Genomic DNA, 23,709 nt, shown 5'->3' with positions numbered 1-23,709 from the left:
CTCAATTCTAATCTTTAAAAATACCCTCGATAGCACTTCCAGCCAATGGTTCAGGGAACTTTAGCCCTAATAATTTAGCAAAAGTTGGTGCTTCGTCAACTAATTTAGCACCATCAATCGTTTGATTTTCTTTGACCATTGGTCCGTTAAAGATAATTGTTGTCTTATAGCCTGGTTTTTGTGGATCATAACCGTGAACCCCTTGATAACGGTCAGGATGTCCCATCATTTCTGGCATAACCTTTTCCACAACATTTGAACGACTACCCTCGTCAGTGAAATAATAACCAGCTTTGGCCTCAACCATCAGCGTACATTTAGGATCAGCTCCACGAGCAATAGCTTCTTCATTAGAATAAATTCGTTCGACACCTTCTACTCCAGAAATAACTTCCCGTAGACGTTTAATCTGACTGAAGTCCTTTGTATAAATATATGTGGACCCGTCACAAGTCTTTGCTAACACTGACCAATCTTTTCTAATTGTTTGATCAGGATTACCCGTTAACCAACCACGTTTAGCAAATAATGTGTTCAAATGAATCATTTTATCAACGTTAATTTGATAATGGTCACCCAATATTACGAAATTAGTATCGCCAAAAGTTCCCGCTTCTTTGGTAGCATCAACTACTTGCTTAACGTGTTTATCAAGTCGATGTAAGGCTTCCATAGCTTCATCAGAGCGAACGCCATAACGGTGACGCATACTATCCATATCTACAAGATGCAAAAGCGTCAGATTCGGTTTCTTATTTTTAATCGTATCGACGGCACAAGCTGTAATAAATTCATCCAATTGCGGTTGTTCGATGCCATTTCTTAATTTACCGTACTTTTTGTTCATTTCCAAAATAAATAAAGGTGAACTAGCTCTCAAAGATACTAAAACTTGATTCGTCCAAATTCGGTTAGGAAAAATTTCTGCCAAATTGTAAGTGATTTTACTACCAGCAGTTACTGGCCACAAAAAAGCCGCCGTTTTCATTTTATTTTTATGTGCTAAATCGTAAAGTGTCGGTACTTGAACGTCTTTTTGATACCAGTACCAATCTGGGGAACGACGTGTCGTTTGGATCTTGGTGTTATTAACTATTCCATGAACATTTGGATATTGACCGGTGATGATAGTTGTATGCGAAGGATAAGTCAAAGTCGGATAAATTCCACTGACTTCTTTGACCCAAGTTCCTCCATTAACTAATTTGTTCAATGTTGGAAGTTCTGATTGATGTTCATTAATATCGTTAAAACCCAATGAATCTAACGAAATAATTACTAAATGTTGATTTGTAGACAATTTGATTTCCCCTTTTCACAAAGTACATGAAAATATTATATCGCAATTGGATAGTGACTGTAACGTGGTAAAAGCAACAAAAAAAGACCTTATTAGGATTATGCCTTTCCTAACAAGGTCTAATTTTTTATTCCCAGCCTTCAATTTCTTTAGCAAATTCGGCTAGTTTCTTAGCAGCACCATCTTCAGTGTCACTCTTAACGCCAATGTAAAATTTCATCTTAGGTTCAGTTCCTGATGGTCTAGCGGCAACCCAAGTGTCATCAGCTAGAACGTATTTCAAAACGTTGGCCTTTGGTAGACCAGTTTCTTTAGTACCACCAGCGGTGACATCAGTGTCATTCAAATAATCGATTGATTCAACTACTTTAACGCCATTGATTGACTCAATTCCTTCTTCACGAAGTGTCTTCATGATTTGAGCCATCTTGTCTTTTCCAGAAATACCTTCAAATGTCTTGGAAATAGTCTTTTCACGATAATAACCAAATTCTTTGTAAAGGTCTTCTAGAGCATCATAGATTGTCTTACCTTCTGATTCATAATAAGCAGCTGCTTCAGCTAGTAGCAAAGTTGATTGCATGGCATCCTTATCACGAACGAAAGGCTTAACTAGATAACCGTAACTTTCTTCAAAGCCAAAGAGGAATTCATGGCTATTAGTTTTTTCAAATTGTTCGATTGTTTCAGCAATATATTTGAATCCTGTCAAAACATCAAACATCTTAACGTCATATTTATTAGCAATTGCTGTAGCCAATTCTGAAGATACGATTGATTTAACAACTGCTCCGTTAGCTGGTAATTCCTTCAAATCCTTCTTAGCCATCAAGAGATAGTTCAATAGAACTGAAGCAATTTGATTACCAGTCATTAATTTATAAGAACCATCCGGTTGTCTTACTGCGGCTCCTAAACGATCAGCATCAGGATCAGTCGCAATTAAAATATTAGCACCAATCTTCTTACCACGTTCGATAGCCAAATCAAAAGTTTGGGCAAATTCCGGATTAGGGAATGGTGTTGTCGCAAACTCTGGATCAAGGATGGCTTGTTCTGTTACCATATTAAAATTCTTAAAACCTAGTTTTTGGAAGATTCTTGGAGCAATCATCTTACCTGTTCCATGAAGTGGCGAGTAGACGAATTTCATCTTATCACCAATATCTTCAATCAACTTTGGATTTACGATAACTGTCTCAAGATTCTTCATATAATTCAAGTCGACATCTTCACCAATCAAAGTCAACAATTTGTTAGCACGCAATTGAGGTACTGACATAACTTTGATACTAAAGAGGTCGCTAGCTTTACGAGCAAAACTAGTAATATTATCAGATTCAGCTGGAGGCATTTGTCCACCATCTGGACCATAAATTTTGAAACCATTGTATTGCTTAGGATTGTGGCTTGCTGTAATCATAATTCCTGCATAAGTGTGCAAGCTTCTTACAGCAAAAGATAACTCAGGTGTTGGTCTCAAACTATCAAAGACGTAACTGCGGATTCCGTGAACACCCAAAACTTTAGCTGATTCGTAAGCAAAATCTTGTGAATAGTAACGAGAATCATAACTAATTGCTACACCTTGAGCCTTCACTTTTTCGTCCAAAGTATCCATAAATGATGCTAGTCCTTCAGTAGCTTGACGAACTGTATAAATATTCATGCGGTTGATACCAGGTCCAATCAAACCACGCATACCAGCCGTACCGAACTCCATAGGTTCATAGAAAGCTTCTTCAGCTACTTCTGAGTCATTCTTCATCTCATTGAGTTGCTGTTTCATATCTGGATCTAAATCTTTATAGTCGAGCCATTGTTGCATATTATCTTGCCAAGACATTAACTTCGTCCTCCTAATTTGTAAGTACCTACAGCTATTATAGCAATCCTAAAGTACTATTAAAATTTGATTTACACAACTTTAACAATAAAAATTTAAAAGAGACTTAAAATTGTGTATCAAATTTACAAATTAGTAAGCTTCACTACTGATGATCCTGTTGATATCCGTATTATAGTATCTAGCCAAAGCAATCAAAGTATCAATATCTGGCATTCTAATACCAGTTTCATAGTGAGATAAGGTTGTGACATCAATATTTAAATGTTGAGCAACTTCCTTTTGAGTAACATTTTTTTCTCTTCTAAGGATTTTCAAGTTTTTTGCAATATTAAAACCGGATTCATTCATCAGACGATCCATATTATTATTTACTACTTCACGCATAAGAATCACTTCCTATCTTTTTATACACATTATACTATATGTTTAAACATGTACAAAATGGAACCACTTTTAGAAAATTTATTTTTCAAATATTAACCAATCGTTACGGCCCCAGATAATAAAAAAAGGTTATGTAAAAGAGAACAATTCTCTTTTACATAACCCTCAATTATTTTTATAAAATGATTACTTAGCTGAAACTTCACTATCAGAAAGCTCTTGAATGTAGTTGTAAGCTTGTTGTCCGGCAATACCACCTTCACCAACAGCAATAGCAACTTGACGCAAGTCTTTCTTTCTAACGTCACCTACAGCAAAGATTCCAGGAACTTTTGTTTCCATGTGTTCATTAGTATCGATCCAACCATCTTCATCAAGCACGCCTAAGCCCTTGAATGGTTCAGTCATTGGTTTGATACCAACATAGATAAAGGCACCCTTAGCTGGAACAACGTGTTCTTCACCGGTCTTCTTGTCAACGTAACGTACGCCAGAAACCTTGTCATCTTCACTTGTGATTTCCTTGACGTCAGCATTCCAAACGAACTTAATCTTATCGTTCTTAAATGCACGGTCTTGCAAAATCTTTTGGGCACGTAATTGATCACGACGGTGAATAATTGTTACGGATTTAGCTAATTGTGTCAAATAGATACCTTCTTCAACGGCAGAATCGCCACCACCGATAACGGCAACGTCTTGTCCCTTGAAGAATGCACCATCACAGACAGCACAGTAAGAAACACCACGGCCTGATAATTCTTCTTCACCAGGTACGCCAATCTTCTTGTATTGTGAACCAGTAGCGATAATTAAAGCCTTTGTTTCATAATCGCCATCATCTGTATGGATGATTTTAACATTTCCTTTATCTTCAACTGATTCAACAGCACCATAGCCAAAGTCAGCTCCAAATTGAGTTGATGATTTATACATCTTTTCACTTAAGTCTGGTCCTAAAATTGAATCAAAGCCAGGATAATTTTCGATTGCGGCGGTGTTGTTCATTTGACCACCATAAATACCACGATCAAGAATCATTACTGACAAATTAGCACGTGAAGCGTATAAAGCAGCTGTTAAACCACCAGGTCCCGCACCAATAACTACTACATCATATGTTTTCATCGTCGAATTACCTCCTATTACTCAACAAATATTACCATTATTTTTCAACTTGGCAATTAAGTTGCTCACAATTCATTATACCAAGGTTGTTTTTGTCGTTTGCGCCGATAAATGAATAATCCGATTGCGACAAAGAATAAAACTAATGATAAGACTTGCGAAACTCTAACTCCGGGAAGAATATACAAACTATCAGTTCGCATCCCCTCGACAAAGAAGCGGACAGCTGGATACCAAATTAAGTAAGACAAAAATACTTCTCCGCGCTTAAAGAGGTGTTTTCTATTTCTCAAAACTAAAATCAAAACTAAACCGATCAAATTTCCAACCGATTCATACAAAAATGTCGGCTGGCGATAAGCTCCATTGATATACATTTGTTCAATAATGAAATGTGGCAAATGCAATGATTGCAAAAAGTCTAAGCTAGTTTTGGCACCAAAAGCTTCTTGATTCATGAAATTTCCCCAGCGACCAACAATTTGACCAAGCAAAACTGATGGTGCTGCAATATCTAACATTAACCAAGGAGAAATGTTTCTCTTTTTGCACAAAACTAATAATACGATAAAGGCTGCAATCAAACCGCCATAAATAGCAATTCCACCGTGCCAAATTTTAATAATTTCACTCGGATTAGCCAGATAAAATGGCAATTCAAAAATCACATAATACAATCGAGCACCCACTAAGGCTATCGGTACCCCATACAAGACTAAATCCAAAATATTATCTGGATCAAGATGACGTCTTTTGGCTTCACGCATCGCCATAATGACTCCCACTAAAGCGCCTAAGGCAATGATGATTCCATACCAATGTACTTGTAATCCCCCCAGATTAAACGCAATTGGATTTAATGCTAATAGGTCAAAACTCATTACTTACCTTCTCCATTATTTTTTGTTTTGGCTTCATTTTCTTTAATCAATAAGCCTAAATTATCCTCGAATTTCTTAGTAGCATCGTAGCCCATCTTCTTGGCACGATAGTTCATTGCTGCAACTTCAATGATGATAGAAATATTACGACCAACTTTAACTGGCACCGTAATTTGAGGAACATCAACGTCAAAGAAAGTACGTTTGTCTTCCAAAGTTCCGATTCGATCATAATTCTTATCAGCTGACCAATTCTCCAAGTTAATGATCAATTGAATTTCACTCTTAGAACGAACAGCACCGGCACCAAAGAGATTCATCACATCGATAATTCCGATACCACGAATTTCTAGCAAGTGATTCAAAATCTTAGGAGCTTCACCAACGATAGTCTTCTCATCACGTTGATAAACATCGACACGATCATCAGCAATCAAACGATGCCCTCTCTTAACTAATTCCAAAGCCGTTTCACTCTTACCAATTCCAGAATGTCCCGTCAAAAGAATTCCAATACCATAAACATCAACTAAAACACCGTGAATAGATTCTCTAGGTGCTAACTTCTCATCGAGATATTCAGTAATCATACTAGAAAGTCTTGTTGTAGGCAAAGTCGAACCAATTACAGGTACATTGTGCTCTTTAGCCGCTTGCAAAATTTCTTTACTAGGTTGAATATTTCTAGAAATAAGCAATGCCGGCGTATCTTCACGACATAATTCCAACATAACCTTATAACGATTGTTGCTTGTCATTGAACGTGAATAAGCCGATTCAGTTTGTCCAAATAATTGAATTCTTTCACTAGGATAATAGTCAAAGTAACCAGTTAACTCAATTCCTGGACGAGAAATATCACTAGTAATAACCTTTTTACCTTCAAGAAGCTCTTCGCCGCTATAAACTTTTAATTCATTATCTTTTACCAATTGCGATACAGTAACAAAATTTGTCATAACCCAGCCTCACTAATTCATGTTTTACCTTAAGTTTATCATTAAATGATACAAAAAAAACGCGTTCTAGACGCGTCTTTGAAAATTGTCTTTCGTGTAATTGTTAATAATAGAATAACAAATTGCTAAAATTACTGCTACGACTAATGCCGAACCAAAACCATTAAAATGAAAACTTGCTGATCCTACTAAAACAGAAGTCAGTTCCAAAGTAATAGCATTAATCACAAACGAAAATAATCCGAAAGTGATAAAAGTAATCGGCAATGAAATAATGTGCAACAGTGGCTTAATAGTTCCATTCAGAATCACCAAAACCAAACTTGCTAAAATAGCCGTACCCAAACTATCAATTTGAAACATCCCTGGTAAAACACGCGCAATTGCTAAAAACAACAACGTTTGAATTACCAGTCTGATTAATAACTTCATTGCATACCCTCATTTAATTATTATTTAAATCAATAATATTTTTTGGGCGCCTTAGGTCGACGATATTTCTTTCTAAAATCAGTTTCTTGAATATTACGAGTTTCCGGAAACGAAAAGACGCAAACTACGTAAACCAAAATTGTCAAAAAATAAGTCAACGGTGTTAAGAAAATAAACAACAGGCGAATCCAAGTCGAGTCGATTCCAAAGTACTCACCTAATCCTCCACAAACACCTGCAAGCATCCGATTTGTACTAGATCTCGTGATTCTATTTCTCATAAAATATCACCTCAACTCGTTCCAAAAATATTATACACATGCTTATTCAGCAATATGCTTCCGATTCAGTTCTACCACATGTCCGGTGTTCAAGTAAACTACCCATTCACAAATATTAGTTGCATAGTCACCAACACGTTCCAAATAACTAGCTACTAACATGTAAGAGGAGCCACTCAAAACATTCTCAACAGTCTTTTGCATATCTTTGATACACAATTCATTGATCATCGTACTCTTAGCGTCAATTTCGATATCACGGTGAGCAACTTCTTCAGCCATCTTGCTATCTCTTTTTAAGTAGGCTTCTAGAGAGTCTTCAACGATTGATGTTGCCATATCACCCATTTCACCAATGACTTTTTCGATTTCTGGAATTCTAGTCTCGCCTTTGACCCGAATTGTTTCTTGCGCAATACTTACAGCATGGTCACCCATTCGCTCTAAATCAGAACTTGCCTTTAATACTGTCACAATCATTCTCAAATCGGATGTCACAGGTTGTTGCAGAGCAATCATTTCAAAAGATTCTTTTTCCAGGTCCATTTCTCGTTTGTTAATTACATGGTCATGTTGAATTACATCTTTTGCTAAAGCCTTGTCATGATCTATATATGCTTTAACGGATTTCATAATGGCTTCACTCGCCATCATACCCATCTCTGAGAACCGTAAATGTAGATTATTTAATTGTTCTTCAAAAGTAGTACGCATTTTTCTTTTCTCCTAACCGAATTTTCCAGAAATATAATCCTCCGTCTGCTTTTCCTTCGGATTTAAGAAAATATTTCTAGTTTTATCCGCCTCAATCAATTCCCCATTTAGGAAGAAAGCGGTCTGATCTGATATTCTTGATGCCTGTTGCATATTGTGTGTAACGGTAATAATTGTGTAATCCTCACGTAAGCGAAGCATAGTATCTTCAACTTTGGATGAAGAAATTGGATCCAAAGCCGAAGTTGGTTCATCTAATAAGATAATATCAGGTTTCACTGCTAAAACTCTAGCAATACATACTCTCTGTTGCTGACCACCGGATAATGACAAAGCACTTTGATGTAATTTATCTTTGACGTCATCCCAAACGGCAGCACTTTGCAAACTAGTTTCAACAGCTTCATCCAAAACAGCTTTATCTTTCACGCCTGCAAGTCTTAGTCCATATACTACATTATCATAGATTGAAAAAGGAAACGGATTTGGTTGTTGAAAAACCATTCCAACTTGTTTACGTAATTCAACCGTATCGATATTAGGAGCATAAATATTCTTCCCATTTAGACTGATAGTTCCAGTAATTGTTACATCAGGAATCAAGTCATTCATGCGGTTAAGACATCTAAGATAAGTTGATTTACCACATCCAGAAGGACCAATCAAAGCTGTGATTTCATTTTTGTTGAAATCCAAATTAATGCCCTTTAAGGCTTCTTTTTTACCATAAAATAAATGTACATCAGATGATGTTAAAATTTTTTCTGTCAATATGAGTGCTCCTATCCAAAGTGTCCAGAAACATAATCTTCAGTCGTCTTAATCTTAGGACGCGTAAAGATTTTTCTAGTTTCATTAAATTCGACAGCATGTCCCATGTGGAAAAATGCTGTGTAATCACTGATTCTAGCTGCTTGTTGCATGTTATGCGTAACGATAATAATGGTAAATTTATCCTTCAAGCTCAACATTGTTTCTTCAACATTTGACGTTGATATTGGATCTAGCGCACTTGCGGGTTCATCCATCAATAAAATATCCGGTTTCATCGCAATGGCTCTAGCAATACAAAGTCTTTGTTGTTGACCCCCAGAGAGTGCTAATGCACTTTTGTTAAGATCATCTTTGACTTGGTCCCATAAAGAAGCCTGTTTCAAAGTTGTCTCAACGATTTCATCTAATTTATCCTTGTCATGTAAGCCATGACGTTTTAATGCAAAGGTAATATTGTCATAAATTGATTTAGAAAATGGATTAGGACGTTGGAAAACCATCCCAATATGCTTCCTAACTTCATAAATATCAACATTATCTTTATTGATATCTAAACCACGATACATGATCTGCCCTTTAACACTAGCACTTGGTACTTCATCGTTCATTCGATTTAAAGATCTTAAATAAGTCGATTTACCTGAACCAGAAGCGCCAATCAAAGAGGTGATCTTATATCTTTCAAATTGAAGCGATGCCTTATGCATGGCTTCTTTTTCGCCATAAAAAACTTGTAGATCCTTAGTCTTCATGGCGATTTCATGTTTATCCTCGTCTAAATGAAGGATGTATTGTTGTTCATTTTGTTCAGTCATATTCTATTCACCCGTCATCTTTTTATAAACTAAATTGCCAATATATCTAGATAGAAGATTAAAAATCAATACAGCAATGATCAACACAGCTGAAGCCCCGGCAGAAACTTGCACTGCATCAGGAATTAGACCTTCAGAGTTAACTTTCCAAATATGTACCGCCAAAGTTTCAGCTGGTCTCATCAAGTTCAATGGACTAGTAATGCTGAAGACATTGAAATTAGTGAAGTCCAATGGTGGAGCAGACTGACCGGCTGTATAAATCAAGGCCGCAGCTTCACCAAAGACTCTTCCGGCACCAATAATCATTCCGGTAATAATTCCTGGAAGTCCATCAGGGATAATAACGTGAATCACAGTTTCCCATTTTGATAATCCTAAAGCAAGTCCAGCTTCTCGTTGAGATTGAGGAACGGACTTCAAAGAATCTTCCACATTTCTCGTCAAAATTGGCAAGTTAAAAACTGTCAAAGTTAAAGCACCAGAAAGAATTGAAAATCCAAATTTAAAACTAATTACGAAGATCAAAAATCCAAACAAACCAACAACGATTGATGGTAAAGAACTCAAAACTTCAATTGAAACACGAATTAATTCAACGAATTTATTTTTTCCAGCGTATTCAGACAAGTAAATTCCGGCACAAATTGAAATTGGAATTGAAATCAACATTGATAAAATCAATAAGAAAAACGAGTTGAACAATTGAATCCCAACACCACTTCCGGCTTGGAAAGCTTTTGAACCAGAAGTTAAGAAATGCCAATTAACATATCTTAGACCACTGCCCAAAATATAAATCAATAAACCTAGCAAGATTAAGACAATGATTCCTGACATCGTATAAATAACGCCAGTAGCAATCTTATCTTTATTTTTCTCGTTAAACACTAGAATTCACCTCGCTTAGCAATTGATCTGATGATGAAGTTGAAGAATAGAGACATCAACAACAATAATAAAGCTAATGACCAAAGCGCATTGTTCGGCGTTGATCCCATAATGGTATTACCCATATTCATCGTCAAGACACTAGTCAAAGTCGATGATGGAGAAACTAAATTTTGTGGCAATAACATGGCATTACCGATAACCATTTGAACAGCCAAAGCTTCACCAAAAGCTCTTGCCATACCAAAGACAACAGCTGTCAATAATCCTGGTGTAGCGGCTCGCAAAATAACTTTGTGAATCGTTTGCCATCTAGTAGCACCAAGTGCTAGAGAAGCTTCCCGATAATATCTTGGAACTGCTCTTAATGCATCGACAGACATTGAAGTAATCGTTGGCAAAATCATTACGAATAAGACAAATGATCCAGCTAAGATACCAAAACCACTACCACCAGCGATTTTTCTTACAAAAGGTACCACAATTGTTAAACCAATAAATCCATAAACAACTGAAGGAATACCCACTAATAATTCAATCACAGGTTGTAAAATTTTGCGCCCCCATTTAGGCGAAATTTCTGTCATAAATAAAGCGGCCGCAATCGCAAATGGCGTACCGATTAGAGCTGCAATCAAGGTTACTGCAAATGAGCCAACAATCATCGGTGCAGCTCCAACAATTGGGTGTCCAGCGCTATCTAATTTATTTGGAGCCCAAACAGAATGAGTTAGAAAATCAATTGGATTTACACCATCTTTAATAAAGATTAAAACCCCACGTGATGCGATGAAACCAATAATCGTAACCACTAATAAGACAATAATGGCAGTAAAACTGAAAGATATAATCTTACCGCGAGTTTCACGTTTAGCGGAAACAGATTTTTTCGTTAAGCTTTCTTTGATTGGATCTTTCAAATTACTTTACCCCCTTTGAAACGGGCGTAACATTGCCCTTATAATCCTTTTGATACTTCATTTCATTGATTGGAACATAGTTCATTTTTTTAACGACTTTATTCTGAATTTCATCAGTCATAATAAACTCAAGAAACTCTTTAGTCATAGAAGTTGGTTGACCATTCGTATACAAATGCTCATATGACCAAATCTTCCACTTATTATTTTCAATATTTTTAATTGTTGGCGCAACACCATTAATATTAATAGTTTTTACTGCGTCGTTTAAATAAGGCATAGCCAAATAGCTAATTGAACCAGCTGTATTATTGACGATTTGACGGACCATCCCACTAGAATCTTGTTCTTGCGAGCGAACAAATGGTGCCCCATTCATAACGTCGCTTTCAAAGGCAGCTCTAGTACCACTACCATCAGCTCGGTTGATGATCGTGATCTTCAAATCTTGTCCACCAACTTGTTTCCAGTTAGTTATTTCACCAGAAAAAATCTCACGCAATTGCTTGATCGTCAGTGACTTAACTTTGACGTCTTTATTAACGATTGGAATCATTCCAACTGCAGCTATTCGATGATCAACAAGTTTACTAGCATCAATACCTTTTTTCTGTTCAGCATACAAATCAGAATTACCGATATTAACGGCACCTTGTTGAATCTGGCTGAGTCCTGTACCGGTTCCTCCACCTTGGACGTTAATGTACCTATTGGGGTTACTCTTTGAAAATTCTTCCCCCGCCAGTTCCACTAACGGTTGAGCAGCTGACGAACCAACTGCTGTAATAGTTTCTTGGCTTGAAGTGCCTTTGCAACCACTCAAAACAAAAATAATTGGAATCATAATTGCAAATAATGCAACAAGTCTCTTTTTCAATGTTCTCACCTCTATCCGACTAGAATAATACACAATTGTATATTTTTTGTATAAAAAAAAGCTGTAACAAAATAAAATATTTTGTTGCAGCAATTTTATTAAAGTGGTACGTCAACTGTAAACGTTGTCCCTAATCCCTTATTAGACTCGATTCTGATATCTCCGTCCAATGTATCAAGGGTCTCCTTAACGATAGCCAATCCTAACCCAGTTCCACCGGTTTCCAGACTTCTGGAACGGTCAACTCGATAAAATCTCTCAAAAATTCGACCTTGATCTTCTTCGGAAATTCCGATTCCGGTATCTTTGATAACAAATTTGATTCGATTTTCAATTTCATCGTGGTGAACTTCCAAATCAATTTCACCATTTTCTTTATTGTAAGAAATAGCATTCTTGATCAAATTACGGAAGACGAGATTGATTTTTTCTTTATTGATCGTTACTTCTGGATTACCGAAGTACTGTTGTTTAACTGTTATATTGTGCTTCTTAATGGCGATTGACTGACGATCTAAAATCTTATCAATATCTTCATGCAAATTAATCGTATCAGCTTTTTGGGTGTCACGTTTAACTTTGGATAATGACAAAATATCTTGAATCAAGTCAGACAAACGAACACTTTCGCTATGAATAATTTCCAAGAAATGATCTAACTTCTTAGGATCATCTTTGGCACCATTAAGCAAAGTCTCTGAGAAGCCTTCAATTGAAGTTACTGGTGTCTTCAATTCATGACTGACATTATTAACAAAATCTACTTGCATACGTTCAATCTGACGACTTTGCGTCAAATCGTACAAGATAACTAGGACTTGTTGTTCATAGTCTTCTCGTGAGTGAACCAAGCGAATAACGTTAGCATCTACGAATTTTTGTGAATTGCCAACTAATTGAATTTCACGATGGTGGTTCTTATTTTTCTTCAAAGTATGCTCAATCATACGACTCAAACTATAAGTCTTTACATCTTCAATGAACGGATGAATCTCGTTAGAAATGTTTTCATCCAACAAACTAGACATCGCTTGATTATGCAACAAGACATCCCCCTGAGAATTCAACAACATTACCCCAATTGGCAAATGTCCAACCAGACCACGAAAACGTCTTTCACGTAATCTAACGTCATCCCGTAATTCATTGATATCCATACTGATTTTATTAGTTTGTTCAACCAAACCATACAATTCATCAGTCGGTGACAAAATCAAAGAAGACATTTCCTTATCTTTTCTAACTCGACGCAGATTTTCAGTTACATTTCTAATATCGGCACTCAATTGCTGACGCTTGCGATAATAGAATAAAATCACTGAATCAGTGATCAAGAAATACATCAAAGTAACAATTACAAAAGTCATTGGACTCTGACTCCAAAAACGATTATAAGTCTTAGCTACGATGTGGCGACTAGAGCTCGACATGAAATACATTGTTCTAGTAGTAAAAGTCTTATCTGTCACATAATTCTTGCCAGGAGTAGTCCGACCATTGTGATACATATCATAAGCCTTTTTTTGCATAGTCGTATTTTCTTGACTAGCATCAACATAATTCAAACCAGCGATTCTAGCTGCATCTGCAGGTTCATGGTTTTTCTTAAGTTCTTTATAAGAGACGGTTTCTTCTGTAAACATATTGTTTTGAGAATCCGCCAGAATACTATCGGAGAAAGTAACTAAAATCAAAAATATTGCAACAGAAATCAAAATGGCAACTATTGGTCCAATTCTTTTCTTCATAAATGTCATACCTCTAAAATATAACCGAATCCATGCACGGTTTTTATTATTTGTGGGTTCTTTGTATCCTGTTCAATTTTATCACGAAGGTGGCTAATTTGAATATCGACCATCCGCATCTGTGAATTGGAATTAATGCCCCAGACATTGTCGAAAATTTGTTCTCGAGAAACGACAATCCCCTTATTTCTAATCAAAAATTCCAATAATTCATATTCCTTTTTAGTTAGCGAAATTTCCTTGCCATCCAAAATAAGTCCCTTGACATCAGTGTTAAGTTCAAAGGTTTTACTCTTCTGCTCTCCTGAAGTTCGACGCAACACTACTTCGATTCGAGCTAATAATTCCTTAATACTAAAGGGTTTAGTGACATAATCATCTGCACCACTAACTAATCCCTCAATCTTGTTATCTTCTGAATCTACAGCTGTTAGAAAAATAACTGGTGTTAGATTACCGGATTTACGCATTTTTTTCAAAACTTCAATTCCACTCATTTTAGGCAACATTTGATCCAATAACATCAAATCAAAAGTCTGCTCATTTACTTTGTCAAAAGCTTCTTGACCGTCTTTAGCAGTGGACACTTGATAATCATTACTTTCCAAGTTATATTCAATCAACTCTAAAATCGAAGGTTCATCATCGACAACTAAGATCTTTTTTTTCATTTTTATTTGGCTCCTTGTAATTTCCATTGGAGATAAGCATAAATAAATGGATCTAAATCACCATCCATAACGCCTTGACCATTGCTAGTGGAGTAATTTGAGCGATGATCTTTGACCATAGTATATGGATGAAATACATAAGAACGAATCTGTGAACCCCAACCGATATCTAGTTGTTCACCTTGAATCTCAGCATGCTTCTTAGCACGTTCTTCCTCTTCTCTTTGGAACAACTTAGCTTTCAACATGTTCATAGCTGTTTCTCTGTTTTGCAATTGCGAACGTTGTGCTTGCGAACTGACAACGATACCTGTTGGCAAATGAGTAATTCTAACCGCTGAAGAAGTCTTATTAATATGTTGACCACCAGCACCAGAAGATCTAAACACATCAACTCGCAAATCATCATCATTAATATCAACGTGAATACTATCGTCCAATTCGGGCATCACGTCAACTGAAGCAAACGATGTATGTCGACGACCAGCAGAATCAAACGGAGAAATTCTAACTAATCGATGAACTCCACGCTCAGAACGCAATAATCCATAGGCATTTTTACCACGGATCATCATTGAAACACTCTTGATCCCAGCTTCATCACCTGGCTGATAATCTTCGATTTCAACTGAAAAATGGTGTTGTTCAGCCCATCTTTGATACATTCTCAAAAGCATAGAACCCCAATCTTGAGATTCGGTTCCACCAGCTCCTGGATGAATTTCCAAAATTGCGTTGTGAGAATCATACGGTTCAGCTAATAACATCATTAACTCATAAGAACGAAGTTTTTCAGCTAATTTAGACGAATCGTCTACTAATTGTTGCATCAAATCATCTTCTGGGTCATCTTGATAAAGTTCGGCTAAAACTTGTAAATTTTCTAAACCTTCACTTAATTCTTTAAAGTTATCAAATTTATCTTTTAAAGAATTAGTTTCATCAATTAGTTTTTGAGCTTTTTCATGATCATCCCAAAAACCATTCTCAGTCATCTGATGTTCATTTTCGGCGATACTTTCTTCGAGATTCTCTAAGTCAAAGAGACCCCCTGAACTGCTTTATTTTGTCTTCCATCTCAGAAATTTTATTTTTAATTTCACCAAATTCCATAACGTCACCTATAAAAAAAGCAGGCCATCGGCCCGCTTTTATCTTTCCATATTTTGTCTGATTTCGGCCTTCATGAATAGTCTTGTAACATCATATTCAATATCTGAAACCATTTCTTCAAACATACGATATCCTTCTTCTTGATATTCAACCAAAGGATTCAATTGTCCATAACCACGTAGACCAATTGATTGACGTAGTTGATCCATAGCATCGATATGATCAGTCCAATGTTCATCAACAACTCTAAGTATAACAACTTTTTCAAATTCTAGCATTTGAGAAGGATCACCAAGCTGTTGTTTCTTTTGCTCATAATTCTTGTGAACAAAGTCCATCAAATACTTAACGATCTCTTCAGGCTTCTTAAGTTGTAAGTCAACAACGCTCATTTGATCGTCATTAACTAAGGCAGCTTTGGCAAAGTCAGCGATGGCTTCTAATTCCCAATCTTCTTCCTTACCTTGTGTATGAACATCAACTTGTGCTTTGATAGTTCTTTCAATCATAGGGAGTAATACTCGATCAAGATCTTTGTCTTCGTTGATAACTTCCATACGTTCTTTATAAATAACTTCACGTTGTTCACGCATAACATCATCGTATTGAAGAGTATTCTTACGTGTATCGTAGTTATTACCTTCAACACGTTTTTGAGCAGATTCAACTTGACGAGTCATCATCTTACTTTGGATAACAGCATCATCGTCTTCAATCTTCAAAGCCTTTAGAACACGTTTAATTCGGTTAGAACCAAAACGTTTCATCAAGTCATCTTCTAGTGACATATAGAATTGTGTTACACCAGGATCACCTTGACGACCAGAACGTCCACGCAACTGATTATCGATACGACGTGATTCGTGACGCTCAGTACCAATAACACATAGTCCACCTAGTTCTCTAACGCCAGGTCCAAGTTTAATATCAGTACCACGACCAGCCATATTAGTAGCAATCGTAACAGCACCACGTTGGCCGGCGTTCATGATAATTTCAGCTTCTTTGGCGTGATTCTTAGCATTCAAGACAGCATGTGGAATACCTTCTTTATCCAATAATTTAGATAGATATTCTGAAGATTCAACCGCAACAGTACCAACTAGTAATGGTTGACCCTTAGCATGACGTTTCTTGATTTCACGAACAACCGCTGCGAACTTACTCTTCAAAGTTGGATACAAAACATCTTCTTTATCAACACGGATAACTGGTTTGTTAGTAGGAATTGAAATAACTTCCATGTTATAGATTTCTCTAAATTCTTCAGCTTCTGTCTTAGCAGTACCAGTCATACCAGCCAATTTGTCATACATACGGAAGAAGTTTTGGTAAGTAATGTTGGCCATAGTTTTAGTTTCATCTTGGATTTCTACGCCTTCTTTAGCTTCAATAGCTTGGTGTAGTCCATCAGAATAACGACGACCATCCATTACACGACCAGTGAATTGGTCAACGATTTTAACTTCGCCTTCTTGAACCACATAATCGATATTCAAACTCATGATGTAATTAGCACGCAAAGCTTGATCCAAATGGTGGTTCAAAACAGTATTATCAATGTCATAAAGGTTATCGAGGCCAAAGTAATCTTCAGCCTTTCTAATTCCTGTTTCAGTCAAACTGATTGACTTAGTAGGCCAATCAATCTTGTAATCGTCTTTTTCAAGAGTTTTGGCAAAACGGTCAGCACGAACGTACATTGCGGTTGACTTCTCAGCTGCACCAGAAATGATCAAAGGAGTTCTAGCTTCATCAATTAAGATTGAATCAACTTCATCGACAATAGCATAGTGAAGCGGACGTTGAACCATTTGTTCTTTGTAAACAACCATGTTATCACGCAAATAATCAAATCCAAGTTCACTATTAGTTGAATAAGTAATGTCACAATTGTAAGCATCACGCTTCTCTTCAGAACTCATACTATTAACGTTTAGTCCAACTGATAGACCTAGCCAATTGTACAATTCACCCATTTGCTTAGCATCACGGCCTGACAAATATTCGTTAACTGTAACAACGTGTACACCTTTGCCTTCAAGGGCATTTAAGTATACTGGCAATGTAGCTGTCAAAGTTTTACCTTCACCAGTTTTCATTTCCGCAATATTACCTTCGTGCAAAGTAATACCACCAATTAATTGAACTCTAAATGGATAGAGTCCAAGAACTCTTTTTGCACCTTCACGAGCTGTAGCGAAAGCTTCAGGTAAAATATCATCGAGTGTTTCACCCTTAGCTAGTCTTTCTTTAAATTGTGGAGTCTTAGCTTTTAGATCGTCATCAGACAACTTGCTGTATTCATCAGCATAGCTTTCAATCTTATCGGCAATCTTGCCCATACGTTTGACTTCTCTTTTATCACTTTCGACCCATCTTCTTAGTGGATTTGCCATATTAATATATCTCTCCTAAGTGTTATAAACATACTCTTAATAGTAGCATTAATTTTTAAACTTTTAAACTTAATATCAATTAAACAGACTTTTCAGGATTACAATGATACACCATTTGCGGGTCTTTTTGTGTTAAGAAAGCTTTACAATTCAGCCGAAGGTATAAAAAAAGCCGAGATGTCAATTCATCTCAGCTTAAAAATTATTTTTATTCGTTAGTTTCAATTAGACCATATTTACCATCGTTACGTTTATAAACGATGCTTGCCCCATTTGTTTCTGAATCCTCAAAGATAAAGAATTCATGGCCTAACATTTCCATTTGTAGAACAGCCTCTTCGGCATCCATTGGTTTCAATGATAACCGCTTTGTTCTAACAATTTGTGATTTGTCCTCTTCTGTATCCTTTGGTGTAATGTCATCTAAAGGAAGATCCTTCAAACTGCCGCCCTCGCGACTCTTGCGATTTACACGTGTCTTGAATTTCTTTACTTGTCTTTCTAGCTTATCGACAACCAAATCAATTCCAGCATACAAATCATCATTTACTTCCTCAGCTCTCAATGTGATGTATGGTAGTGGAATCGTTACTTCAACCTTTGTACCTTTTGAAGGGTATGTTTTTAAGTTTACATGAGCAATTGGATTGCTTCCATCACTAAAGTATTTTTCCATTTTGGAAAGTCTTTTTTCGACATATTCGCGAATTGATGAAGTTACTTCGATATTTTCACCACGTACATTAATAGTTAACATAATAATCTCTCCTTCCGACGATAGGAAATTAAAGAGTGTTCTTACATCTCTTTAATGTAATTATAATATTCTTATGCCTATATGACAACGTTTTCACTATCGAGATAATGAAAATGTTGAAATATTCGTCAAGCCAGCTTGTAAAAACACATCATGACTATGCATTAAAGTCCGGCCGGTCGTATAAATATCATCCAATATTAAGATATTTTGATTTTTGGGAATTTGTTTTAACTCTGGTAAAGGATAAAAGGTTTGAGGAGTCTGCAGCCTCTCCAAACGATTTTTTTGTGCCTGTGGTTTATCGGCATCTACTTTGACTAAAAGTTTTTTTAAATTAAAAATATCTTTATATAGTTCATAAACCGGATCAAAACCTCGTGCTTGAAGATGACTCGGGCTAGCAGGAATGTAAGTAACTACATCAAAGGAATGTTTCAAAGACCATCTCTTTATATCTTGATAAAATAATCGTGCTAACAAGACATCTCCGTATCTTTTATACAGCTTGAAGTAGCTGTGTATGAACTGATTATACTCAAACAAAGCTTGATGGCAATTGATTATTTGATATTTCTTTTCCCACATCAGACAATCCTGACAAATTGTCCCAATATTAGGCTTACAGCAACGTGGACAATTATTTTGCCCATCTAATGGTTCTAACTGACTACGACATAGATCACAAATATAATTTGGTATCTCAGCTTGAAACAAGAATATTTCTGATATTTTTAAATTATTGTTTATTTCTGTACCACAATTGAGACATTTCATTTTTTGGCCTGCTGATTTAAATATTTGATTTCTGCACAAGCTAAACGAATCTGTTCTGTGTAATATTGATAGTAGAAATGAACCTCGTCATCATAAGAATCTTTACCCCTACCAGCTCTTCCAGCTATTTGGATCAGTGTCGTCTTCGTAAATTCTTTTGCTTGTGCTTCTAAAACAATTACCGTAATCTTCTTGAATGTGACGCCACGTTCCAAAATCGTTGTCGTCAAGATGGCTTGCACTTCTTGATCACGAAACTGTTGTACCTTTTCTAATCGTTGTTTATCTTTGGAACTCACATCGACAAACTTTAATGTTGGATACAATTTCATTAATTGTTCAGCAAAGGATTTCATAATTGGAATTTGTGGAAAGAACAACATAAATCGTTGTTTGTTATTAATCATTTGATTTAATTTATAACGCAATTGAGGATTAATACCCCAAAAATTAACTTTTTTGAACAAAAGATGACACTGCGGTTCAGGTAGTGGATGACCGTGGAATCTTTGATACAATTTACTCAAGGTAATTTTTCCTTGTTGAACATCTTGAAGTAATTTCTTTGGTGGCGTGGCAGATAGATAAACAATCATTCCATCAATTTTTTTAGCTTTAAAGATGGCCTTATGCAACATTTCATTACCTTCCAAAGGATACGAATCTACTTCATCAATTATCAAGACATCAAAGGCGTGTTCAAAACGGATCAACTGGTGAACTGTCATAATAGCAATTTGAGTCAAATGATATTTTTCTTCACTCTTGCCATGAAAAAGTCCAATTGAAGTTCCTGGAAAAACCTTTTGGATTCGTGGGAATAGTTCAATACAAACGTCAACTCGAGGAGAACACATTGCTACTCGTTGACCTTTTTTCAATATTTGTTCGATCAAAGAAAAAATCATTTCTGTTTTACCAGCACCAGTTACGGCCCAAACTAAATGATCTTGTCTATTGTGAAAGGCATTTATAAGCTCTCTAACACCTTTTTGTTGATTCGAAGTTAATTGCCCGTTCCATCGTAAGTATTGGCCTTGAATTGGATATGAGACGTCTGTCGGAGTAATTATCAACTTATCGTTTGCCTGAATTTTTCCTAAATTAATACAGTAACGGCAATATTGAAAATCAATCGGTAACTTTTCGATTTCCATCAAGCAACGTCGACAAAACAGTTTATTATCTTTTTTTACAGTTGCCTCACAAATCACACCTCCCAACGCCTGCAATTTATATAAATCTTCATTTTCTAAATTAGTCGCATTAAGTACGCGGCCACCTAAATATTCATTTATTTTATCCATATAAAAAAATACGCAAAGGAGTCATTATTTTTGGAAAATTATAAAACAATCGCTCAAACTGGCAGTCATGAAAAAGACATTAAAAAATCTCGTTTCATTGCACACATCGCCCAAGTATTCTCTGAGGATGAAGCCAATGATTTTATCAAGAAAATTCGTCAGCAAGAATCTGGTGCTACTCATAATTGCACTGCCTTTATCGTCAAAGAAAATGTACTGATCGAACGTATGTCAGATGATGGTGAACCTAGTGGAACTGCAGGATCACCGATTCTAAACGTCTTACAACAACAAGAATTGCAGAACGTGGCAGTCGTTGTTACCAGATACTTCGGTGGTATTAAATTAGGTGCCGGTGGTCTTATCAGGGCTTATTCTTCAACTACTGCTGAAGCGGTCAAAGAAATTGGCTTAGTTGAAAATCGTATTCAACAAGGATTTGAATTAACAATTCCATATCATTTATTTGATAAATTTGATAACTATGCCAAAAACGAAAAAATCAACCTTGAAAATAAACAGTTTACTACCGATATTAAATGTGAAATTTATTTAGATTTAAACGTAGTTGATCAAGCTGTACAAAATATCAAAGATTTATTCCAAAACCAAATTCAATTAAAAGAAACTCAAAAAACTTACAAACAAGTTCCTATTGAGGCCAATTAAAAAACTCCGATTCGTAAAAAAAGCGAATCGGAGTTTTTTAGTATCTACCTGTCTGCATAGTAAAAATTGGAACGTCGTTACCTTGATGTCCTGTTTGGCTTTCTTTAAAGACTTGATACATTCCGCGATATTTTTCATAATCTCGATACATATTATTTCTAATAGATTTAGGAATTGATTGCCAGTCGACAAAATTAATTCTAGAAACATAGCTACCACGGTGCTTTACCATCGCATAGGGTTTATTTTTGGGAGCTAATCCACCATAAAAAGTTAAGAATGAAGAATCTCCCCAAGCATTGTCAGTTACAACCATATTCTTATATGGCGAACCCAAGATTTTTTTTGTTTTACCATGGGAATCTTTAACAATTTCATAATCTGAAGCAATAGCTGTCTTTTCAGTTGGCAAAGCCGCATAACCAATTTCAGTCTCCAACAACGGATTAAATCGATCGACCATGACATTCTTATACTGGTAAGTTGATAAAAAGTAAAAACTTCCTCCGATGGCAAAAACCAATACTAAAATTGCTATTAACCATTTTTTATAAACTCGTTTTAATTTCAAATCTTTATCAATTTTTTGCACAGTTTCAAAATCTCCCTTTAAAAATTCATCTAAGGAAACTTTCAAAATAGAACTTAAATTGATCAACATCGAAATATCTGGATAAGTTCGACCAGTTTCCCAACTAGAAATTGTCTTATCAGAAACATTTAATTTCAAGGCTAACTCTCGTTGGGTTAAATCATTTTGCTTTCGATATTTTCTTAGCTGTTCATTCAATTCCATATTGAATCCTCCTCAATTTCAATTTAAAGGTACCAACATATATTTACTACCTATGAAAAGTAGAACTCAATCTTTCAACTGTCTAAGATTTGTAGAATATCTTCAGAAACAAAAAAAGCAGGCGCTATAACGGCACTTGCTAATCTTTCTTTTCCATTCTTTTAACGAATCTTTGAATCGAACGTAGTAAAGGCTGACGATCATCACCAAGTAAACCAATCGATTCAATAAATAATTCCAAACCAATCAAAACGCCTATCGTCAACAAAACGCTTCCCCATAAAGTTGACAATGGATAAAGCAATGAAATAAAGGCAAATACTAATGACAATCCATAAATCACCAAAACAGTTTGACGATGTGACAATCCCAATTGCATCAAACGATGGTGCAAATGGTGCTTATCGGCTTGCATAATTGGCTTTTTGTTCAATAATCTTCTTAAAATTGCATAAACAGTATCCGTAATTGGCACACCCATAATAACCACTGGCATCAATAAACTAATGAAAGTTACGTTTTTGAGGCCCTTTAAAGAAAAGACGGCCATCATGAAACCAATAAAGAGTGAACCAGTATCACCTAAGAAAATGCTGGCTGGATGGAAATTATGTGGTAAGAAACCAATTAAGGCTGCTACCATCGCAAAAATCCAAATTGCTACATAAACGTTAGTCATATTCAAGAAGAAATATGCCATAACTCCCATGGTAAACAACGCTATGATTGAAACTCCCGTCGCCAAGCCATCGAGTCCATCAATCAAATTGACCGCATTAGTAATAGCGATAATCCAAATGATAGTTATCGGCAGACTCCACCAACCAAGTTGGAATGAACCAAAAATTGGTAACGTGACCTCATTCATTCTAATTCCAGCTAAGAAGTAAATTACCAACGCTGCTGCCAAGATCCCAGCTAACTTAGCTTTAGGCGACAACTCTCTAATATCATCAATAATCCCTGTCAAAATAATGATACATTCGGCCAAGAAAACACTGAACAACTCATGAGTAGGAAATTGTTCGCGCAATAACACAAACGTCGAAAAATTAAACGCAATAAAAATAGCCAGTCCACCCATTGTGGGCATTGGCTTAACATTTACTCGCCGAGCATTTGGTTTATCCACAGCTCCTAAAATATAGGCTAATTTCACTACGAAAGGAGTTATTGCAGCCGACAGAATCATCGTTAAAAATAATTTTACTATTACACTAAACATAACCGACATTTTAGAAAAACTCACTTTCCATTAATAAAACAA

24 protein-coding genes are annotated in these 23,709 nt (G+C 36.0%); 1 reads left to right on the top strand and 23 read right to left on the bottom strand.

Translation table 11 applies throughout. The features are described 5' to 3' along the window. Positions 1 to 7: 7 nt before the first annotated feature. From FFM65_RS09265 to FFM65_RS09165, 21 genes are all read right to left on the bottom strand, one after another. On the bottom strand, positions 8 to 1,300 hold the full coding sequence (locus tag FFM65_RS09265) for an alkaline phosphatase family protein (protein ID WP_119318475.1): 1,293 nt from the start codon (positions 1,298 to 1,300) through the stop codon (positions 8 to 10). Positions 1,301 to 1,427: 127 nt separating this feature from the next. Further along, positions 1,428 to 3,146 (bottom strand): phospho-sugar mutase, encoded by a 1,719-nt coding sequence (locus FFM65_RS09260; RefSeq protein WP_119318474.1) that lies wholly within the window; start codon positions 3,144 to 3,146, stop codon positions 1,428 to 1,430. A gap of 132 nt (positions 3,147 to 3,278) precedes the next feature. Next, positions 3,279 to 3,533, bottom strand: coding sequence for a helix-turn-helix domain-containing protein (locus tag FFM65_RS09255; protein ID WP_057814034.1), 255 nt, complete (start codon positions 3,531 to 3,533; stop codon positions 3,279 to 3,281). Positions 3,534 to 3,719: 186 nt separating this feature from the next. Then, the gene (gene trxB / locus FFM65_RS09250; RefSeq protein WP_119318473.1) at positions 3,720 to 4,661 is read right to left on the bottom strand and encodes a thioredoxin-disulfide reductase; all 942 of its coding nucleotides are present in this window, start codon (positions 4,659 to 4,661) and stop codon (positions 3,720 to 3,722) included. Positions 4,662 to 4,726: 65 nt separating this feature from the next. Beyond that, positions 4,727 to 5,542: a prolipoprotein diacylglyceryl transferase gene (gene lgt, locus FFM65_RS09245; protein ID WP_119318472.1), complete on the bottom strand. Its 816-nt coding sequence runs from the start codon at positions 5,540 to 5,542 to the stop codon at positions 4,727 to 4,729. Beyond that, complete coding sequence (hprK, locus tag FFM65_RS09240) at positions 5,542 to 6,501, bottom strand: HPr(Ser) kinase/phosphatase (RefSeq protein WP_119318471.1); 960 nt, start codon at positions 6,499 to 6,501, stop codon at positions 5,542 to 5,544. The genes lgt and hprK overlap by 1 nt, the downstream gene beginning before the upstream one ends. A 66-nt stretch (positions 6,502 to 6,567) precedes the next feature. Next, the gene (locus tag FFM65_RS09235) at positions 6,568 to 6,933 is read right to left on the bottom strand and encodes a phage holin family protein (RefSeq protein ID WP_057814026.1); all 366 of its coding nucleotides are present in this window, start codon (positions 6,931 to 6,933) and stop codon (positions 6,568 to 6,570) included. A 29-nt stretch (positions 6,934 to 6,962) separates the two neighbouring features. Then, positions 6,963 to 7,214 (bottom strand): PspC domain-containing protein, encoded by a 252-nt coding sequence (locus FFM65_RS09230; protein ID WP_059074038.1) that lies wholly within the window; start codon positions 7,212 to 7,214, stop codon positions 6,963 to 6,965. 42 nt (positions 7,215 to 7,256) lie between these two features. Then, the gene (gene phoU / locus FFM65_RS09225; protein ID WP_059074039.1) at positions 7,257 to 7,928 is read right to left on the bottom strand and encodes a phosphate signaling complex protein PhoU; all 672 of its coding nucleotides are present in this window, start codon (positions 7,926 to 7,928) and stop codon (positions 7,257 to 7,259) included. A 12-nt stretch (positions 7,929 to 7,940) separates the two neighbouring features. Then, positions 7,941 to 8,699 (bottom strand): phosphate ABC transporter ATP-binding protein PstB, encoded by a 759-nt coding sequence (pstB, locus tag FFM65_RS09220; protein WP_010020535.1) that lies wholly within the window; start codon positions 8,697 to 8,699, stop codon positions 7,941 to 7,943. An 11-nt stretch (positions 8,700 to 8,710) separates the two neighbouring features. Then, positions 8,711 to 9,517: a phosphate ABC transporter ATP-binding protein PstB gene (gene pstB / locus FFM65_RS09215; protein WP_057814014.1), complete on the bottom strand. Its 807-nt coding sequence runs from the start codon at positions 9,515 to 9,517 to the stop codon at positions 8,711 to 8,713. Positions 9,518 to 9,520: 3 nt separating this feature from the next. Then, a complete protein-coding gene (gene pstA / locus FFM65_RS09210; protein WP_119318470.1) occupies positions 9,521 to 10,408 on the bottom strand; it encodes a phosphate ABC transporter permease PstA in 888 nt (295 codons plus the stop codon). Further along, positions 10,408 to 11,328, bottom strand: a complete 921-nt coding sequence (gene pstC / locus FFM65_RS09205) for a phosphate ABC transporter permease subunit PstC (protein WP_059074040.1) — start codon at positions 11,326 to 11,328, stop codon at positions 10,408 to 10,410. Before pstC ends, pstA begins: the two co-directional genes overlap by 1 nt. 1 nt (position 11,329) lies before the next feature. Continuing rightward, on the bottom strand, positions 11,330 to 12,205 hold the full coding sequence (locus FFM65_RS09200; RefSeq protein ID WP_119318469.1) for a phosphate ABC transporter substrate-binding protein PstS family protein: 876 nt from the start codon (positions 12,203 to 12,205) through the stop codon (positions 11,330 to 11,332). 98 nt (positions 12,206 to 12,303) lie between these two features. Next, entirely contained in the window at positions 12,304 to 13,953 is a 1,650-nt protein-coding gene (locus FFM65_RS09195) for a sensor histidine kinase (RefSeq protein ID WP_119318468.1), read from the bottom strand. Positions 13,954 to 13,958: 5 nt separating this feature from the next. Beyond that, positions 13,959 to 14,624 (bottom strand): response regulator transcription factor, encoded by a 666-nt coding sequence (locus tag FFM65_RS09190; RefSeq protein ID WP_010020543.1) that lies wholly within the window; start codon positions 14,622 to 14,624, stop codon positions 13,959 to 13,961. Between the two features lie 2 nt (positions 14,625 to 14,626). Continuing rightward, a protein-coding gene (gene prfB / locus FFM65_RS09185) for a peptide chain release factor 2 (RefSeq protein WP_238788910.1) occupies positions 14,627 to 15,737 on the bottom strand; the annotation gives its coding sequence in 2 pieces (ribosomal slippage) (positions 14,627 to 15,664 and positions 15,666 to 15,737; 1,110 coding nt in all). Positions 15,738 to 15,775: 38 nt separating this feature from the next. Further along, positions 15,776 to 18,136 (bottom strand): preprotein translocase subunit SecA, encoded by a 2,361-nt coding sequence (gene secA / locus FFM65_RS09180; protein WP_119318467.1) that lies wholly within the window; start codon positions 18,134 to 18,136, stop codon positions 15,776 to 15,778. A gap of 208 nt (positions 18,137 to 18,344) precedes the next feature. Beyond that, positions 18,345 to 18,893 (bottom strand): ribosome hibernation-promoting factor, HPF/YfiA family, encoded by a 549-nt coding sequence (gene hpf, locus FFM65_RS09175; RefSeq protein ID WP_010020547.1) that lies wholly within the window; start codon positions 18,891 to 18,893, stop codon positions 18,345 to 18,347. Between the two features lie 96 nt (positions 18,894 to 18,989). After that, a complete protein-coding gene (locus tag FFM65_RS09170; RefSeq protein ID WP_119318466.1) occupies positions 18,990 to 19,670 on the bottom strand; it encodes a ComF family protein in 681 nt (226 codons plus the stop codon). Continuing rightward, the gene (locus FFM65_RS09165; RefSeq protein ID WP_119318465.1) at positions 19,667 to 20,977 is read right to left on the bottom strand and encodes a DEAD/DEAH box helicase family protein; all 1,311 of its coding nucleotides are present in this window, start codon (positions 20,975 to 20,977) and stop codon (positions 19,667 to 19,669) included. Before FFM65_RS09165 ends, FFM65_RS09170 begins: the two co-directional genes overlap by 4 nt. 30 nt (positions 20,978 to 21,007) lie before the next feature. On the opposite strand from FFM65_RS09165, the gene FFM65_RS09160 reads away from it, so the two are divergent. Beyond that, positions 21,008 to 21,646, top strand: coding sequence for a YigZ family protein (locus tag FFM65_RS09160; protein WP_119318464.1), 639 nt, complete (start codon positions 21,008 to 21,010; stop codon positions 21,644 to 21,646). Between the two features lie 37 nt (positions 21,647 to 21,683). Here the strand turns inward: FFM65_RS09160 and FFM65_RS09155 are convergent, their stop codons facing one another. Continuing rightward, positions 21,684 to 22,442 carry a helix-turn-helix domain-containing protein gene (locus tag FFM65_RS09155; protein WP_119318463.1) on the bottom strand — a complete coding sequence of 253 codons (759 nt, stop codon included), beginning with the start codon at positions 22,440 to 22,442 and terminating at the stop codon, positions 21,684 to 21,686. A 139-nt stretch (positions 22,443 to 22,581) separates the two neighbouring features. After that, positions 22,582 to 23,667, bottom strand: a complete 1,086-nt coding sequence (locus FFM65_RS09150; protein ID WP_119318509.1) for a glycosyltransferase family 4 protein — start codon at positions 23,665 to 23,667, stop codon at positions 22,582 to 22,584. Positions 23,668 to 23,709 lie beyond the last annotated feature (42 nt).

This window comes from Companilactobacillus formosensis (genome assembly GCF_005405305.1).
Lineage (GTDB): Bacteria > Bacillota > Bacilli > Lactobacillales > Lactobacillaceae > Companilactobacillus > Companilactobacillus formosensis.
This window is presented reverse-complemented; position numbering and strand designations above follow the sequence as displayed.